This is a genomic window from Flavobacterium sp., assembly GCF_046153165.1.
In the GTDB taxonomy this organism is placed as follows: Bacteria; Bacteroidota; Bacteroidia; order Flavobacteriales; family Flavobacteriaceae; genus Flavobacterium.
Map to the genome: position 1 here is coordinate 1 of NZ_JBJXEN010000096.1, position 17,295 is coordinate 17,295.

The following is a 17,295-nucleotide window of genomic DNA, read 5'->3' on the forward strand; positions in this document are numbered from 1 at the left end:
TCGCCATAACAACCATCGATAACCAAATCGACAAGGTTCTTCCATTTCTCGAAAATCAATTCTGGATCGGTGGTATATTCTATCACATCATCATCATCGTGAATAGAAGTTGAAACGATAGGATTTCCTAACATTTTCACGATTTCTAGCGCAATATTATTATCCGGAACACGAATTCCGACTGTAGTTTTCTTCTTGAATTCTTTGGGTAAATTATTATTTCCTGGCAGAATAAATGTATATGGTCCCGGTAAAGCTCGTTTCAGAATTTTAAAAGTAGAAGTATCTATTTGCTTAACATAATCAGAAATATTACTCAAATCATGGCAAACAAAAGAAAAATTGGCTTTTTCTAGCTTAATTCCTTTTATTTTTGCAATTCGCTCTAAGGCTTTGGTGTTGGTAATATCGCAACCCAAACCATATACAGTATCAGTTGGATAAATAATTAGCCCTCCATTTTTTAGCACATCAACGACTTTTTTGATAGCTGCTTCGTTGGGATTGTCTGGATATATTTTGATGAATTGACTCATACTCGTTTATTTTTTAATTTTTAATTTGTTGAAAAATTAATGCATAAATTTTACCCTATCACATCTAACTTTGCAAATCGTAACAACAATTTCTTAATTCCACCCACTTCAAATTTAATCTCCGCTTTTTTATCGGCACCAGCGCCTTCTAGGTTTAAGATTTCTCCTTTTCCAAAGCGTTCGTGCATCACTATATTTCCTGCAACCAATTTGTTATCAAATAAATTAGCACTGTTAGAACCTGAATTACTAGAAACTGGTTTTAGTTTGCGAATATTGAGATCCGATTTTGGTTCGTTATCCGTAATATATTTAGGTGGCGTTCCTGTTATAGGTTTTGCTAATCTTAATTTCGATTTATCTACATCACCAAAAATATCATGATCAATTTGTGGCTTGTATCTGTAATTTGTTTCAGGTGGTGTGAGATATTCTAAATATTCTCCATCTATCTCTTCGATAAAACGGGAAGGTTCACTATCAGTAAGTTTTCCCCAACGATAGCGAGATTGTGCATAGGTTAAATATGCCTGATGTTCGGCACGTGTTAAGGCTACATAAAATAATCGGCGTTCTTCTTCGAGTTCGCTTCGAGTACTCATACTCATGGCACTTGGGAACAAATCTTCTTCCATTCCTACAACAAAAACCGTTGGAAATTCTAAACCTTTTGCTAGGTGAATAGTCATCAGTGCTACTCGATCTTCATCGGAAGTATCTTTGTCTAAATCGGTTGCCAGTGCAACATCTTCTAAAAACTCGGATAAAGCGCCACGAGCGCCATCTACTTCTACTTGTCCATCGGTAAAATCCTTGATACCATTTAGTAATTCTTCTATATTTTCAATTCGGGCGATCCCTTCTGGTGTACCGTCTTTTTTGAGTTCCTGAATATATCCTGTTTTTTTAGCGACATGATCGGCAAGAAAAAAAGCATCTTGCGTTTCATTGATAACCTGAAAGCTTTTAATCATAGTCACAAAATCTTGCAACTTGGTTTTGGTTCCTGAATTTAATTTTAAATCGATTTTATCAATGACCTCCATCACTTCAAAAATAGAACGTTTGTAATGATTGGCTGCAATAGTCAATTTTTCGACAGTTGTATCTCCTATTCCACGTGCTGGATAATTAATGACACGAATGAGTGCTTCTTCGTCTTTTGGATTGATAACCAAACGTAAATAACACAATATATCTTTAATTTCTTTCCTTTGATAGAAAGACAATCCTCCATAAATTCGGTACGGAATGTCGCGTTTTCTCAAAGCATCTTCCATGGCACGAGATTGCGCATTGGTACGATACAAAATAGCAAACTGACCATTCGTCATTTGATTCGTCATCTTTTGCGTCCAGATTTCTCCTGCCACAAAACGACCTTCATCATTGTCGGTTACACTTCGATTAACTTTTATTTTTTGACCAAAATCATTTGCTGTCCAAACTACTTTGTCGAGTTTGGTTTTATTTTTATCGATAACCGAATTCGCTGCTTCAACTATATTTTTTGAAGAACGATAATTTTGCTCCAGTCGAAACATTTTTACATTTTCGTAATCTTTCTGAAAATTTAAAATATTATTAATATTGGCGCCACGGAAACCGTAAATACTTTGTGCATCGTCACCTACAACACAGATATTTTGAAATCTATCAGACAGCGCTCGAACAATTAAATATTGTGAATGATTTGTATCTTGGTACTCATCGACGAGAATATATCGGAAACGGTCCTGATATTTCATTAAAACTTCTGGAAAACGAGTCAGTAATTCATTGGTTTTTAATAGCAAATCATCAAAATCCATGGCACCCGCTTTGAAACATCTTTCGACATAATTTTGGTAAATTTCTCCCAAACGAGGCTTCTTTGCCATCGCATCAGATTCTTGTAATTCAGGATTATTGAAGTAGGCTTTAACCGTAATTAAACTATTTTTGTAAGACGATATTTTACTAAAAACTTGTTTTGGTTTGTAAATATCTTTGTCCAGTTGCATTTCTTTAATAATGGCTCCTAATAACCGAACAGAATCTTGGGCATCATAAATCGTAAAATTAGAAGGATATCCTAATTTATCGGCTTCCGAACGAAGAATTCTGGCAAAAACGGAGTGGAAAGTTCCCATCCAAAGGTTTTTGGCTTCGGCATTTCCTACAATATCTGCAATACGTTTTTTCATTTCACGTGCTGCTTTGTTGGTAAATGTGAGTGCTAGAATATTAAACGCATCAACACCTTGACTCATTAAGTTAGCAATTCTAACGGTAAGAACTCTCGTTTTTCCTGAACCTGCTCCAGCAATAACAATCATTGGCCCATCTTTTTGTAAAACAGGTGCTTGTTGCGCTTCGTTAAGTTGACTAATGTATTTTTGCATTTTTACTTTCCTAATTTGTACAAAAATAGTTATATTAAGTAGTATAAAAAAAGACATTCAAAAGAATGTCTTTAAAACTTAATTTACTTTACTACTTTCCTGTTCTAACCTTGTAATAACTTGTTGTTCTTCGTCTGTTAAGACCATTGAATTGTTCTTTAACCAAAACTTATCTGTGTAATGATTTCCCCTTTCATACAAAGATTTATCATTATATACTGACTTCTTGTTATAGTTAAAATCGTCTTTTTTGTAATCGGTTACAACTAAATCACTTTTATATTCTATAACTTCATTATATTTCTTTTTGTTCCAAATTTTAATTTTTCCTTTTCTAGTAGTAAAAGACAAAAGATAATTTCCGTTACTAACTTTAAATGATGATTTTAATTTCAAATCTAACATAGATGCTTTAATAATTAGAATATTAATTACTCTTGTATATTGAATATTCGCTTGATCGGAAGCAATTTCAAGATCAGAAATTAAATATGTATTTGGGTCAAAAACGACTGTTCCTTTGTAAAGATATTTTTTAAGATCTGCTTTTGGTTGAAAATTTATAATATAAACTTCATTTCCAGATTTTTCAATTTTAGATTTTAGTTCAAAATCATAATCTTGATAATTTTTACTATCGTATAATATTTTTTCTATTGTATAAAAATTATATTGTTTTGTAGTTGCTTTGCGAACATCCAAACCTGAAGCTAAATCTAAAGTCTCATCATCATCACTAATTAATTTTGCTGCTCTACTTTGATTCACAATCAAATCTGAATCTGTTTTTTTCGTATTTCCATTCATATGAAAATCTATTAAACCATCTGTAAATCGTGTGTATTTATCATTTACTTTAAGAAATTCACGGTAGTATGTGTTTAAGACTATAGGTTTGTTAAACTTAGATTTTGAAATATTTATTGCCTTTAATAACAATTGTTCAATAGGTTCTTTTGTCACTATTACATCTTCTAATTCTAATGTATTTTGCTCTAAATAAATTATTTTAGAATCATTATCTAGGTCTGAGAGTTTAAGACTATATTTTTTGTATTCTAAATGTGAAATCGAAATCTCAGAATCACTTTTTACTGCAATTTGGAAAGCTCCTTCCTCATTTGAAATCGTTCCAAAATTCGAATTTTTAATACTAATGGTAGCATTTTCTATAGGTTTCTTAGATATAATGTCTTGTAAATAGTAAATTGTTTGTTTTTCCTGAGAAAAACCTTTAAATGAAAATATAACTAATAATAGAAGGCAAATATTTTTTTTCATAAAATTTATATGGTTTTAAAATTCAAAAATACGTTTAGAAAAGTTGTATTACAATTATTTTTTTGAGTTTATTTGCAAAAGAAAAATCAATTATAATTTCAACAAATCAATTTTAATAAAATGGATAACTCAAAAATAATAGAAATACTAGCATATACTTTACCTTCTTTAATTACTGGTGGTGTAGCTTATTATTTGTTTAATTCTTATTTTAAAGACCAGCAAAATATGCGTCGTTGGTTGTTGCAAAAAGAAAATCAAAAAGACTCATTGCCTTTACGTTTACAGGCTTATGAACGCATGGCTTTGTTTTTAGAACGTATAAATCCGTCGAATTTATTGATTAGAATTACACCTTTTTCATCAGATAAAGACCAATACGAAAACTTAATTATAGAGCATATAAACCAAGAATATGAGCATAATATTACACAACAAATTTATCTAAGTGATGAATGTTGGACTATAATTCAAACAGCAAAAAACACAACTATTCAAAATATTCGTAAGACAAATATGAACGAAAAAGTAGATTCTGCAAACAAATTGCGTGAAGCTATTTTGAGAGATTTATTAGAGAGTCAATCTCCTAGTACAATTGCTCTATCTTTTCTGAAAGACGAAGTAGGTAGAATTATTTAAGCAAATTTTTAAGTGAATTTTGTTCTTTTTCAGGAAGTTTAGGAAGTAAGTTTTCAAATGATTTCCTGAATTCTTCTCTTTTAATCATTCCACGAATAGTTTCTTTTGCAAATTTTACAAACTGCCATTTGTGATGAGTAGTTGCATTTACTAATGATTGTAGAAACCTTTCGTCTGATGGTTTTATTTTAATTAAAATTTCTAATGCATTTTGCCTAATCGAACTATCAAAACTAGTAGAAGCATAATTTATAATTTCATTATATAATTCCGCTTTTTTTGTTGGTTCATATTCCTTTGTTCCTAAAGCTAATGTGAGCCAAAGTATACGAAGATTTTTATCATTTCTTCCTTGCCAATTTTTCGATTTTTCTAGTAATTCTATTCTGTTTTTAGGAAATTGTGTCCATAGATTTTGTAATGCAATTTCTCTTGTTGTATAAGATTTATCATCTAAAAAACTTTCATATTGCTCTTTGAATTCTAACGAAATTTTTGGCGTAGTTTCAGCAACAGCTTGACGAATATTTACATCACCACTTTGCATTGCAATTTGTATTAATTCTTTTTTTTCGTCGAAAGAAATAGCTGCTAATTGATATATTACTTCTTGTTTTATTGGATAAAATGCATTTGACTTTAAAATGGTTTCAAACTGATTCTTTTTGTCTAAAAATGAAATACTTTCGTTTTTTTGTAAATCTAAATACTCTTTTATAAATTTATTTTTACTTAAAACAGTAATCGCTTCACTAACGTTAAAACCTGATTTTTCTAGCCAATGTTTCTTAAAATCATCCACATCATAATTAGAAATTTTTTTTACTTCAGCCAAAAAATCATCGGTAACTACATTTTTGAATTTGTACTTGTTCAGATAATTTTTTACTGCTTTTTGGAAGTTTTTCTCTCCAACGCCTTCTCTTAAAATATGTAAAGCCCATGCTCCTTTTTTGTAAAAAGAAAGTGAACTGGCTTTTGCATTTAGAATTGGAATAGTATCTGTTTTACTAGCTTCTTTAAGTTCTTCTGCTATTTTTAGCAATTCGTAATTAAAATGATCTTCTCCAAAAATTTTCCTTTCTGCCAAAAGTGCATAATAACTTGCAAAGCCTTCTTGCAACCAATGATCTTTACCTGATTTTGCCGTAATCATGTCGCCAAACCATTGGTGTGCCAATTCATGCGCATTAACATTAATATAATTTCTATCATTGTAACCTATATCATCAACTACAAAATCCTGTGAGAAAATAGTTGCCGAAGTGTTTTCCATTCCTGCATATAAAAAATCGTTTACTGGAACTTGTTTGTAAATTTCCCAAGGGTACTTCACTCCTATTTCGGTTTCAAAAAAATCAAATATTTCCTTTGAATATTTATAAGTTGATTCAAATTTATTCTTGTCTTCTAGTTTTAAGTATTGTTCTAAAGGAATTCCTGATTTTGATTCTAAAACTTGTTTATCAAATTTTCCAATAGCAAGCATTACAAGATAAGAAGACATTGGTTTTTGCATTTGATAATACCAAGATTTGAAAGCCTTATTTTCAGTATTTTTTATCAATTTTCCATTAGAAATTACCTGATAATCAGAATCGAAAGCTATCATTAAATTAAAAACTACTTTTTCATTTACGTCATCAAAACTAGGCAACCAATTACTTGTATATTTTCCTTGACCTTGTGTCCAGATTTGCAAATTTTCGTCTTCTCCGATAAAATATAAAGTTTGTTTTGGTGTAGCATAATAGGTAAAATCTAATCGATTCTTCCCTTTTTTAAAACCTTCAAAAAGTAATAACTCTTTATCATTATTTTTATATTTAACTGATTTTCCATTAATAACCACATTATAAAAAGCCATATTTTTTGAATCAATTCTAATAGTATCTATAGCTGAAATCACATTAAAATCATAGGAAATCGTTCCGTTAACAGATTTATTTTGATTGCTTAGATTTAAACTAGCAACGCATTTTGTAAAATCAACTTTTTGCGTTTGTTGGGCAAAAGAAAATACAGAAAATAAAAGAAGAATATATTTCATATGTAGATACTATTTATTTTTTTATTGGAATTATGGTATATTTATGAGGAAACTTTCATCTTTGTTCGTGATTTAGTTATCATAAATATTTCATATAATTTGAATCTAAAGTTCAAAAATACAAAGTAATTTATGACTTTTTAGTAAGTTTACAATCAAATAAAAAAATTTGAAAAAGAAAGCCATTTTTAATTGGAGTAGCGGAAAAGATTCTGCCTTGGCATTATATAAAACTTTGCAAAGTTCGGAAATAGAAATTGTTTCGTTGCTTACGAGTGTGAATAAAAAATTCAATCGTATTTCGATGCATGGTGTTCGTACTGAATTGTTAGAACAACAAGCCAGAAACATCAGATTACCGCTTCATATCATGGAAATTCCAGAAATGCCAAGTATGGAAGATTATGAAGATGTAATGCAAGAAACATTAACTAAATTCAAAGAAAAAGGAATAACTCATTCTATTTTTGGCGATATTTTTCTAGAAGATTTACGAAAATATCGTGAAGATAAATTAGCCGAAATGGAGTTTGAAGGTATTTTTCCGTTGTGGAAAATTCCTACCCATGATTTAATTCAGGAGTTTTTAGATTTGGGTTTCAAAACTATTGTGGTTTGTGTTAATGAACGAAATTTAGATAAAAGTTTCGTTGGAAGAATTATCGATGCGCAATTTATTGCTGATTTACCAAGTGATGTAGATGTTTGTGGTGAAAACGGAGAGTTTCATACTTTTACTTTCGATGGACCCATTTTTTCTAAACCTATCGAATTTGAAATTGGAGAAATCGTATATAGAAAATATGAAAAACCAAAACAAGAATCAACTAATACAGCTTGTGATACAAATAGTTCTGATGCTTTCGATTTTGGATTTTGGTATTGTGATCTGATACCAACCACTATATAATTTTTTATTATTTTTATACAAATGATAAACGTGAAAGAAACACCAGAAGTATTTAAAATTTTGCATTTTTTAAATGAAATTCATATCAATGTAATTGAAAAACAATTAGAGGATAATACTTTTCTACCAGGTTTAGCAATTGCCTCAAATTGTATCGAAATAGATTTTGATAAATTATTATATCCAGGAGATATTTTGCACGAAGCAGGACACTTAGCAGTGACAACATCGGAAGAGAGAATATTAATAGGTACCGATTCTATGTCTAAAGAATGGCCTACACAAGGAGATGAAATTGTTTCTATGCTTTGGTCTTATGCAGCTTTAAGGTATTTAGAATTACCTATAGAGTTTGTTTTTCACCCAAATGGATATAAAAATGAATCACCTTGGTTGATTGAAAATTATACTAATGAAAATTATATTGGATTGCCTCTTTTAGAATGGATGGGACTCACAATAAGCAAGGAGCGTGCCTCACAAGAAGGTATAAAACCTTTTCCTACAATGATAAAATGGTTAAGAGATTAAATGATGAGTGAATTAATTCGATCTATAAAATTCCCTTTTGTTTTTGACACAAAACGTCTAAAAAAAGATGTTGAGAATGTTATGTCAAAAAAATGGATAAACCATTATAATACTAATGATTATGAGGGTGATTGGTCTTCGATTGCATTAATGTCCGAAGGAGGAAAATGGGATAATATTTATGCTCTAAATACTGGAAACAACGAAGTCCTTTATACTGATATATTACTTTCTTGCGATTATTTTAAAGAAATATTAGAACAGTTTCAATTTAAAAAAACATCTGTTCGATTGCTGCGTTTATCTGTTGGTGCCGAAATTAAACCACACAAAGATCATTGTCTAGGTTATGAAGATGGATGTTTCCGAATACACATTCCTATAATTACAAATAGCGAAGTAATGTTTATTTTAGATGATAAACGTTTAATTATGAATGAAGGAGAATGTTGGTATATAGACGCTAATTTTACCCATTCAGTCTCAAATCACGGAAAGGAAGACAGAATTCATTTGGTTATTGATGGTATTAGAAACAAGTGGACTGATGCTTTATTTTTTCAACAAGCAACAGAAAATGAATTTGTAAAACCAATACCTAAAATTAGTTCTGAACAAAAAGAATTGATGATTCAAGAATTAAAAAAAATGAATTCACCCAAAGCCAATCAAATTATTGATGATTTATTGAAAGATTAATTATCAATATTTCTTTTTTAATTCTTTTCTAAAACAAAATTTTCTAGGACTAAAACATCTAATGCAGTTTCTCCAAACAATTGAAGAGCTTCTTTAGGTGTTTCTACCATTGGCATTCCTTTTCGATTTAAACTAGTATTTAATAATACTGCAATACCGCTTACTTTATAAAATTCTTTGAGGAGTTTATGAAATCGATCATTCCACTTTTCATCTACTGTTTGTACACGAGCAGAACCATCACGATGTGTCACATTTTTTAATTTATCAAGATATTCTGTTCGAGTTTTATCTACTAAAATCATGTACGGACTGTTCCTACCATTCTCAAAATATTCATTGACCTTATCTTTTAAAACTGCTGGAGCAAATGGACGAAAATCTTCTCTAAACTTAATATTTCTATTAATGTGATCTTTCAAATTTTCTATTCCAGGATGTGCTAAAATACTTCTTCTACCAAGAGAACGAGGGCCAAATTCAGACTCAGATTGAAACCAAGCAATGGTTTTTCCTTTGTTCAGTTTATCAGCACAATATTTTAACAATTCTTCTTCATTAGAAAACTTCTTTTTAGAATAGGCTTCATAAACATCATTATCTAACTCCTCTTCTATTTCTGTTTCATTGTATTTTTTACCAAAACAAGTACTTCCATCATGTGTAACTTTTGGCATATTTAAGTACTCTAACCATCCGTAAAAAGCACATCCAAGCGCCAATCCATTATCTCCTGCTGCTGGTTCAAAATAAATATCATCAACAATTTTTAAATCTTGTAATTTGGCATTAGCAACAGCATTTAAAGCCACGCCACCTGTATAACATAAATTATTATGTGGAAATGCTTCAATTCGAGTGCTTATGCATCTCATGACCGCTTTTTCTACTTGTTCTTGTGCCCATTTAGCTACATTGGCATAATAACCGAAGTTTTCTTTAAAATAATCATATCCTGTTGATGGATTGATGAAATTATTTTGCCAATTCTCATTAAGATACAAACTACCAGATTTAAATTCGAAGGCCTCAAAATTATAGATTTCAGTTTCTCCAAATGGTGCCAATCCCATCAGTTTTCCTACATCATCCATATCTCCAAAAACATATTTACTTATTGTTGCATAAAATCCACCTATAGAATGTTGTGTAGTTGGTAACGAAAATAAACTGGTTTTATGTTCCGCCATTTTACTAAAATCTTTTAGTAAAGGAGATAATTTTTGCCCGTCAAAATGATAAAAACTATCTTTCTCACACAACATTTGACTTTCTTCAAGAAATATTGGATCTATAAATGATTTTTGGTTGGGATGCAATTCAATAAATTGATGTAATGGACTACCACAGCCATCTATTACCATCACTGCACATTCAGAAAAAGGAGAAGTTCCTACTGCGCTATAAGCATGAGCTAAATGATGAGATATATCAACTATTTTAGGAGTTTCAGAATTAGCAAAAATTCTTTTTCCATTAAATTGATTTCGATCGGGTATATCAAAATTTGCACATTGTACAACTAGAGCAACATCCTTTAATTCAATTCCTTCAGCGTCTAAACAATATTGAATCGCTAAAGTATCATTACCACCATCATGTTTACGACGACTAATGCGTTCTTTTTCTATTCCAACACAAACACGCCCGTCTTTTAATAATACTGCCGAACCATTATGAGAAAGTCCAGTACCTAGAATGTATATAGATTTAGTCATTTTATCTTATATTTTTGAGCCGTTTTTAAAAAATGTCGTAGTAAAAATTGGCATAGTTCAAATATAGATATTTCAAACTCTTTTCAAATTATACTTTTTTAAATTTACCAACAAAAAACTATCTTCGCAAGATGCAAAACAATCTCTTCGAAACTCCCATAGAATACTTAAAAGGCGTTGGTCCGCAACGTGGGGATTTGTTGCGCAAAGAGTTGGGCATTTATAAATACGGAGATTTAATTAATTTTTATCCAAATAGATATTTAGATCGTACCAAATATTATAAGATTAATGAACTGCAAAATTCTACAGCCGAAGTTCAAATTATAGGTAAAGTAATTAATATAAAAACAGTCGAATTTGCTAAAGGAAAAAGTCGATTAGTTGCTACATTTATCGATGATACTGGTCAAATGGAATTGGTTTGGTTTCAAGGGCAAAAATGGGTCAAAGAAAGTTTAAAACTCAATGTTGTTTATGTGATTTTTGGAAAAACGACTTCGTTTAACAATACTTTTAATATGGCGCATCCAGAAATGGAATTGCTAAGTGAACACCAGCAAAGTATTCGTTCAGCCATGCAACCTGTTTATCCAAGTACCGAAAAACTAACCAATAGAGGAATATCTAACAAGGTTGTCAATAAAATGATGCAACAATTGTTTCTAGAAACGCATACCTTATTTTCAGAAACATTACCCAGCTATTTAATAGACGAATTAAAACTAATTTCTAAAAAAGATGCATTAATAAACATTCATTTTCCAAAGAATGCAGAAGCTTTGGCGAAAGCGCAATTTAGATTAAAATTTGAAGAATTATTTTTTATCCAATTGCAATTAATCACCAAAAACTTAATTAGAAAACACAAAATAAAAGGTTTCCCTTTTGATAAAGTCGGCACCTATTTTACTGAATTCTTTAACAACCATTTGCCTTTCGATTTGACCAATGCTCAAAAAAGAGTCCTTAAAGAAATTCGAAACGACATGGGAAATCCAGCCCAAATGAACCGATTATTACAAGGTGATGTTGGTTCTGGAAAAACAATTGTTGCTTTTATGAGTATGCTTTTGGCTTTAGACAATGGCTTTCAAGCTTGCTTAATGGCACCAACAGAAATATTAGCCAATCAGCATTTTATTGGATTATCAGAATTAGCTAAACACTTAAATATCAATATTAAAATATTAACTGGTTCAAGTAATACTAAAGCTAGAAAAATTATTCATGATGAACTAGAAAATGGAAGTTTAGATATTTTAATTGGTACACATGCTTTATTAGAAGATAAAGTACAATTCAAAAATTTGGGATTAGCAATTATTGATGAGCAACATCGCTTTGGTGTAGAACAACGCTCTAAATTATGGAAGAAAAATACCATTCCACCACACGTTTTAGTCATGACTGCTACGCCAATTCCTAGAACATTAGCCATGAGTTTGTATGGCGATTTAGATATTTCTGTCATTGATGAATTGCCACCAGGAAGAAAACCAATACAAACGGTGCATCGATACGATTCTAACCGATTGAAAGTTTGGCATTTTATTCGGGAGGAAATTGCAAAAGGTCGCCAGATTTATATCGTTTATCCTTTAATTCAAGAATCTGAAAAAATGGATTTTAAAGATTTGATGGACGGTTATGAGAGTATTTCTCGTGATTTTCCGCTACCACAATATGCGATCTCGATTCTTCACGGAAAAATGAAACCAGCCGATAAAGAGGCAGAAATGAAACGTTTTGCCGAAGGAAAAACCAATATAATGGTTGCTACAACAGTAATTGAAGTTGGCGTAAACATTCCCAACGCCAGTGTTATGATTGTAGAAAGTGCCGAACGTTTTGGCTTGTCGCAACTACATCAATTGCGTGGTCGTGTAGGTCGTGGCGCCGATCAGAGTTATTGTATCTTAATGACTTCACACAAAATTGGTGCCGATTCTAAAACCCGAATGGAAACTATGGTGGCTACCAATGATGGCTTCGAAATTGCCGAAGTAGATCTCAAACTCCGTGGTCCTGGTGATATTATGGGCAAGCAACAAAGTGGTGTTTTAAATTTACAGATTGCCGATTTAGTTCGTGACAAAGACATTTTATTGCTGGCTCGAAATTATGCTTTACAATTACTAAAAGATGATGCGCCTATGGAAAAACCCGAACATCAAACTTTGAGAAAAGTATTTATCGAATTGTCTAAGAAGAAAAATATTTGGAATTATATTAGTTAAAAAAAATGCTTCATTAATTATAATGAAGCATTTTTTTTAACTGATTTTAAATATTCTTATTTTTTAGACCAATCAGTAATACTATCTTGATTCATTTTTATATAATCTTCATTTTTTGCTACTTGTGCTGCAGCCAATGATACTTTTGCTGTTTCAATTGCGCCTTTTTTATCCCCTAATTTAGCTTGAATTTGTGATTTTAAACGTGTGTACCAATATGGTTTTTTATCATTCAATTCGTATGCTTTATTTACATAACTCAATGCTTTATTCAAATCTCCATTAGATTGAAAAAAGTATTGTGCAGATGAATAATAATCTGCTGCCGAAGGACCTGAAAGAGTTTTATCAATACTAGACATCGTCAGTTTTTGTGTTGGAACTTCTATTTTTACAACAACAATTGTCTTTTCCCAAGAAAATTCAAGATTTGCAAAATTACTATCTGTATTATTTATTCCAATTGTAAATGTCTCTACATTTCTGTCTAAAGTTTCTGGTTTTGCATTTACTTTCAATACAATTTTAGATTCGTCCCAAACTTCTGGATTTCCCCAATTATTTGAATCTGAATAAAAAATAACTTCCCAATTATCAGGTTTTGGAATCGTATAAATAGCATATTTCCCTTGTTTTAAAGGAGATCCATTTATAATAACATCATCTGTAAAAGTAATTGTTGTATTCTCATTTGCACCAGTTCTCCAAACTTTATCAAAAGGAACTAATTCGCCAAAAATAACCCTTCCTTTTGCACTTGGTCTATGATATTCGATATCAATATCTGTTAATCCAACAGTTTGTATTAGTGTCGATTTAGGACTCGCCTGAGGCAATTTTACTTGAGCTTCAATACTATAAGAAGCAATCATAATGGCTATGGCAACAATTATTTTATACATTTTTTTTAAAATTTATTTTCCCAAAGATAAAGTTTCAAATCCAAATCAATTGTTAAGGAAAAGATAAAATGAAAATATTTTGTTTAACTTTATTGTAAAAATATTAAACGTTTTATACATTTACAGAAAATCATATAAAATGAAAATTTATACTTTACATTCAAAACAAAATTTACCAATAAGCTTACAACAAGCTTGGGATTTTCTTTCAGATCCAAAAAACCTAAAAGCGATAACACCCGATTATATGGGTTTTATAATAAAATCAGGTGCAGATAAACCCATGTTTGCTGGACAAATTATTCAATATATTGTAACACCAGTTTTAGGAATAAAAACCAAATGGGTAACTGAAATTACTCATGTTGAAGACAAAAAATATTTTGTTGATGAACAACGTTTTGGTCCTTACTCCCTTTGGCATCACAAACATTTTTTAAGAGAAATTCCTGGAGGTGTCGAAATGGAAGATATTGTAGATTATAAAATTCCTATGGGAATATTAGGACAATTAGTTCATCCTTTTTTAGTGAAACCAAAACTGAAAGAAATATTCGAATACCGAGAGAAAAAATTAATTGAACTTTTTGGAGAATTTAAAGAAAAATAATCATGAAAAACATATTATTAATAGGTGGTTCCTACGGAATTGGTCTGGCTATTGCTAAAGAATTAGAATCTGGAAATAAAATATTTGTAGCTTCTAGAACAAATGAAGGTTTAACCAATTTGAATGTTACACACATTCCTTTCGATGTTATTACTGACACTCTTGACACCACAAAATTACCTGCGGTTATCGATGGATTAATTTATTGCCCAGGAAGTATCAACCTGCGACCATTCAAAGCACTAAAAATAGAAGCCTTCGAAAATGATTTACAAATTAATTTTATTGGAGCTGTCAGAGTAATTCAAACCGTTTTACCCAATCTAACCGCTTCACAACAATCAAGTATCGTCTTGTTTAGTAGTGTTGCAGTAAGTATGGGAATACCATTTCATACTAGTGTTGCCGCTGCAAAAGGAGCCATCGAAGGTTTTGCAAAAGCACTTGCTGCCGAATATGCACCAAAAATTCGTGTAAATGCCATTGCGCCATCGTTAACCGATACGCCACTGGCTGATAAATTCCTAAATAACGACGAGAAAAAAGAAAAATCAGCCTTGCGTCACCCGCTGAAACGTTTCGGAACGGTCGATGATATTGCACAAATGGCAAGCTTCCTGATTAGTGATAAAAGTAGTTGGATTTCTGGTCAAATTTTCCATGTCGATGGGGGAATGTCGACACTTTTAGTCAACAATTAAAATCTTTAGGAGCACAACATTCCGTTTCTTTACAGCCATAATCCCGCTATTCGTTACAATCTTTTTATTAAAAAATAAAAAGGATTTACACTGCTATCGGGGCTAAATCGTAACTTGACGTTTTTTTACAACATTGTTTTACAACAAAACTTTACAAATGAACATATTCTGGTTCCGCCGTGATTTGCGATTAGATGATAATGTAGGATTTTTTCATGCTTTAAATAGTGATGAAACTGTTTTGCCTATTTTCATTTTCGATGATAACATACTTTCTCAACTAACCAAAGAGGATGCTCGTGTTACTTTTATTCACGAATTATTATCTAAAATGCAGGAACAATTGCAAGATAAAGGAAAATCGTTAGCTGTATTTCACGGAAAACCATCAGAAATTTTCGAAAAACTAATTACTGAAAATAAAGTAAAAACAATTTACACAAACCATGATTACGAACCTTATGCTCGCAAACGAGACAAAGAACTGAATCAGCTTTTTGTGAGCCACAATATCGAATTTCTAACCAGCAAAGATCAAGTTATTTTCGAAAAAAGTGAAGTAACAAAAGATGACGGAAAACCTTATGTTGTTTATACACCTTATTCTAACAAATGGAAAGAAAAATTTAAGCAAACAATTCTGAAAAATTACAATTCAGAAGATTATTTAGATAAAATTGTTGTTCACTCCTACCCTTTTTTGAGTTTAGAGGCGATAGGATTCAAAACTTCAAAAATAAAAATTTCTCCTTATGATATATCAGAAAATCTGATAGATAATTATGAAGCTACAAGAAATTTTCCTGCTTTAAACAAAACTTCATTTCTAGGAATTTATCTTCGTTTCGGAGCAGTTTCTATAAGAAAAATGATGAAGGAAGCTATAAAAAGTAAAAATGAAACTTTTTTTAAAGAACTCATTTGGAGAGAATTTTTTATGCAAATATTGTGGCATTTTCCACATACTATAAATAAAAGTTTTAAAGAAAAATACGATGCTATTATTTGGGAAAACAATGAGGATTTATTTCAAAAATGGTGTGAAGGAAAAACAGGTTATCCTTTTGTAGACGCAGGAATGAGGGAACTTAATACAACTGGACACATGCACAATAGAGTACGAATGATAGTAGCCAGTTTTTTATGCAAACATTTACTAATCGATTGGCGTTGGGGAGAAACTTACTTTGCTACAAAACTTTTAGATTACGAACAATCAAGTAATGTAGGCAACTGGCAATGGGCGGCTGGTTCCGGAGTAGATGCAGCGCCTTATTTCAGAATTTTTAATCCAACAGAACAAATAAAAAAGTTCGACAAAGACTTAAAATACATCAAAAAATGGATTCCTGAATTAGAAACTTCTTACTATCCTGAACCTATTGTAGATCACAAATTTGCAAGAGAACGTTGCTTGAGAGTTTATAAAGAAGCGGTTGGATAATTAAGTTTGTCGAAACTTAATTCATTAAAATGACTTATTACTCTATCTGCTAGAGAATAATCTTGCAATTTAGAATTCACACTTTCATAACCAATACAATAAATTTCTGCTGCTTTTGCAGCTTTTATTCCGTTTGTGCTGTCCTCTATAACGATACAATTTTTTTTTTGAGCTAAAGATAATGACGCTGCGTGTAAGAAAATAGCTGGATGCGGTTTCGATTTTGGAAAATCTTCACCTGAAACAATATGAGAAAAATATTGATGCAGATTGAATCTATTAAAAATTCTTTCTATCGTAACTTTTGATGATGAGGAAGCTAAAATAAGTTGAATTCCATTTTTATGTAAATCCTTTATTAAATTTTCTACTCCATCAAGTAAAAATAAATCTTCTTTTTTGTCGAATGCTTCATTGAATAAATCTCGTTTTGCATTAACTAAATCTTCTACATCTTGTGAAAGATTAAAAGTATCTTTCAATTTTTGATATACATTTCTAGTCGAATTACCAGTAAAAGAAGCAAACATTTCTGCTGAAACTGTAATATTTAAAACTTTAAAATGTTGGTAAAAAGCATAATGGTGAACTGGTTCGGTATCGACAATCACTCCGTCCATGTCGAAAATTATGGTTTGAATCATTTT

The 17,295-nt window shown here is 31.0% G+C and carries 15 protein-coding genes; 8 read left to right on the forward strand and 7 right to left on the reverse strand.

Features of this window, described 5'->3' with window-relative positions:
• From ACKVOV_RS10985 to ACKVOV_RS10995, 3 genes are all read right to left on the reverse strand, one after another.
• On the reverse strand, nucleotides 1-536 hold a 536-nt coding region (locus ACKVOV_RS10985; RefSeq protein ID WP_409206797.1), incomplete at its 3' end, for an L-threonylcarbamoyladenylate synthase.
• Nucleotides 537-586: 50 nt separating this feature from the next.
• Entirely contained in the window at nucleotides 587-2,920 is a 2,334-nt protein-coding gene (locus ACKVOV_RS10990; protein WP_409206798.1) for an ATP-dependent helicase, read from the reverse strand.
• Between the two features lie 78 nt (nucleotides 2,921-2,998).
• A complete protein-coding gene (locus ACKVOV_RS10995) occupies nucleotides 2,999-4,201 on the reverse strand; it encodes a carboxypeptidase-like regulatory domain-containing protein (RefSeq protein WP_409206799.1) in 1,203 nt (400 codons plus the stop codon).
• A 120-nt stretch (nucleotides 4,202-4,321) separates the two neighbouring features.
• Here ACKVOV_RS10995 and ACKVOV_RS11000 point away from each other — a divergent pair, with 120 nt between their 5' ends.
• Nucleotides 4,322-4,843, forward strand: a complete 522-nt coding sequence (locus tag ACKVOV_RS11000; protein WP_409206800.1) for a hypothetical protein — start codon at nucleotides 4,322-4,324, stop codon at nucleotides 4,841-4,843.
• On the opposite strand, the gene ACKVOV_RS11005 is transcribed toward ACKVOV_RS11000, so the two are convergent.
• Nucleotides 4,836-6,893: a M1 family metallopeptidase gene (locus ACKVOV_RS11005; protein ID WP_409206801.1), complete on the reverse strand. Its 2,058-nt coding sequence runs from the start codon at nucleotides 6,891-6,893 to the stop codon at nucleotides 4,836-4,838. The genes ACKVOV_RS11000 and ACKVOV_RS11005 overlap by 8 nt on opposite strands.
• A 169-nt stretch (nucleotides 6,894-7,062) precedes the next feature.
• On the opposite strand from ACKVOV_RS11005, the gene ACKVOV_RS11010 reads away from it, so the two are divergent.
• The 3 genes from ACKVOV_RS11010 to ACKVOV_RS11020 are packed head-to-tail and all read left to right on the forward strand — an operon-like array spanning nucleotide 7,063 to nucleotide 9,033.
• Nucleotides 7,063-7,803, forward strand: coding sequence for a diphthine--ammonia ligase (locus ACKVOV_RS11010; RefSeq protein WP_409206802.1), 741 nt, complete (start codon nucleotides 7,063-7,065; stop codon nucleotides 7,801-7,803).
• 21 nt (nucleotides 7,804-7,824) lie between these two features.
• Nucleotides 7,825-8,334 (forward strand): hypothetical protein, encoded by a 510-nt coding sequence (locus ACKVOV_RS11015; protein ID WP_409206803.1) that lies wholly within the window; start codon nucleotides 7,825-7,827, stop codon nucleotides 8,332-8,334.
• Between the two features lie 3 nt (nucleotides 8,335-8,337).
• Nucleotides 8,338-9,033 (forward strand): aspartyl/asparaginyl beta-hydroxylase domain-containing protein, encoded by a 696-nt coding sequence (locus ACKVOV_RS11020; RefSeq protein ID WP_409206804.1) that lies wholly within the window; start codon nucleotides 8,338-8,340, stop codon nucleotides 9,031-9,033.
• A gap of 17 nt (nucleotides 9,034-9,050) precedes the next feature.
• Here the strand turns inward: ACKVOV_RS11020 and ACKVOV_RS11025 are convergent, their stop codons facing one another.
• Entirely contained in the window at nucleotides 9,051-10,751 is a 1,701-nt protein-coding gene (locus ACKVOV_RS11025; RefSeq protein WP_409206805.1) for a carbamoyltransferase, read from the reverse strand.
• A gap of 131 nt (nucleotides 10,752-10,882) precedes the next feature.
• On the opposite strand from ACKVOV_RS11025, the gene recG reads away from it, so the two are divergent.
• On the forward strand, nucleotides 10,883-12,991 hold the full coding sequence (recG, locus tag ACKVOV_RS11030) for an ATP-dependent DNA helicase RecG (protein WP_409206806.1): 2,109 nt from the start codon (nucleotides 10,883-10,885) through the stop codon (nucleotides 12,989-12,991).
• 56 nt (nucleotides 12,992-13,047) lie between these two features.
• On the opposite strand, the gene ACKVOV_RS11035 is transcribed toward recG, so the two are convergent.
• The gene (locus tag ACKVOV_RS11035) at nucleotides 13,048-13,893 is read right to left on the reverse strand and encodes a DUF2911 domain-containing protein (protein ID WP_409206807.1); all 846 of its coding nucleotides are present in this window, start codon (nucleotides 13,891-13,893) and stop codon (nucleotides 13,048-13,050) included.
• Nucleotides 13,894-14,032: 139 nt separating this feature from the next.
• Between ACKVOV_RS11035 and ACKVOV_RS11040 the strand changes: the two genes are divergently transcribed.
• The 3 genes from ACKVOV_RS11040 (at nucleotide 14,033) to ACKVOV_RS11050 (ending at nucleotide 16,648) form a co-directional block, all read left to right on the forward strand.
• Nucleotides 14,033-14,503, forward strand: a complete 471-nt coding sequence (locus ACKVOV_RS11040) for an SRPBCC family protein (protein ID WP_409206808.1) — start codon at nucleotides 14,033-14,035, stop codon at nucleotides 14,501-14,503.
• A 2-nt stretch (nucleotides 14,504-14,505) separates the two neighbouring features.
• Nucleotides 14,506-15,204, forward strand: a complete 699-nt coding sequence (locus ACKVOV_RS11045) for an SDR family NAD(P)-dependent oxidoreductase (RefSeq protein WP_409206809.1) — start codon at nucleotides 14,506-14,508, stop codon at nucleotides 15,202-15,204.
• Between the two features lie 157 nt (nucleotides 15,205-15,361).
• On the forward strand, nucleotides 15,362-16,648 hold the full coding sequence (locus tag ACKVOV_RS11050; RefSeq protein ID WP_409206810.1) for a cryptochrome/photolyase family protein: 1,287 nt from the start codon (nucleotides 15,362-15,364) through the stop codon (nucleotides 16,646-16,648).
• Here the strand turns inward: ACKVOV_RS11050 and ACKVOV_RS11055 are convergent.
• Complete coding sequence (locus tag ACKVOV_RS11055) at nucleotides 16,627-17,292, reverse strand: HAD family hydrolase (protein ID WP_409206811.1); 666 nt, start codon at nucleotides 17,290-17,292, stop codon at nucleotides 16,627-16,629. The two genes, ACKVOV_RS11050 and ACKVOV_RS11055, sit on opposite strands and share 22 nt — an antisense overlap.
• Nucleotides 17,293-17,295 lie beyond the last annotated feature (3 nt).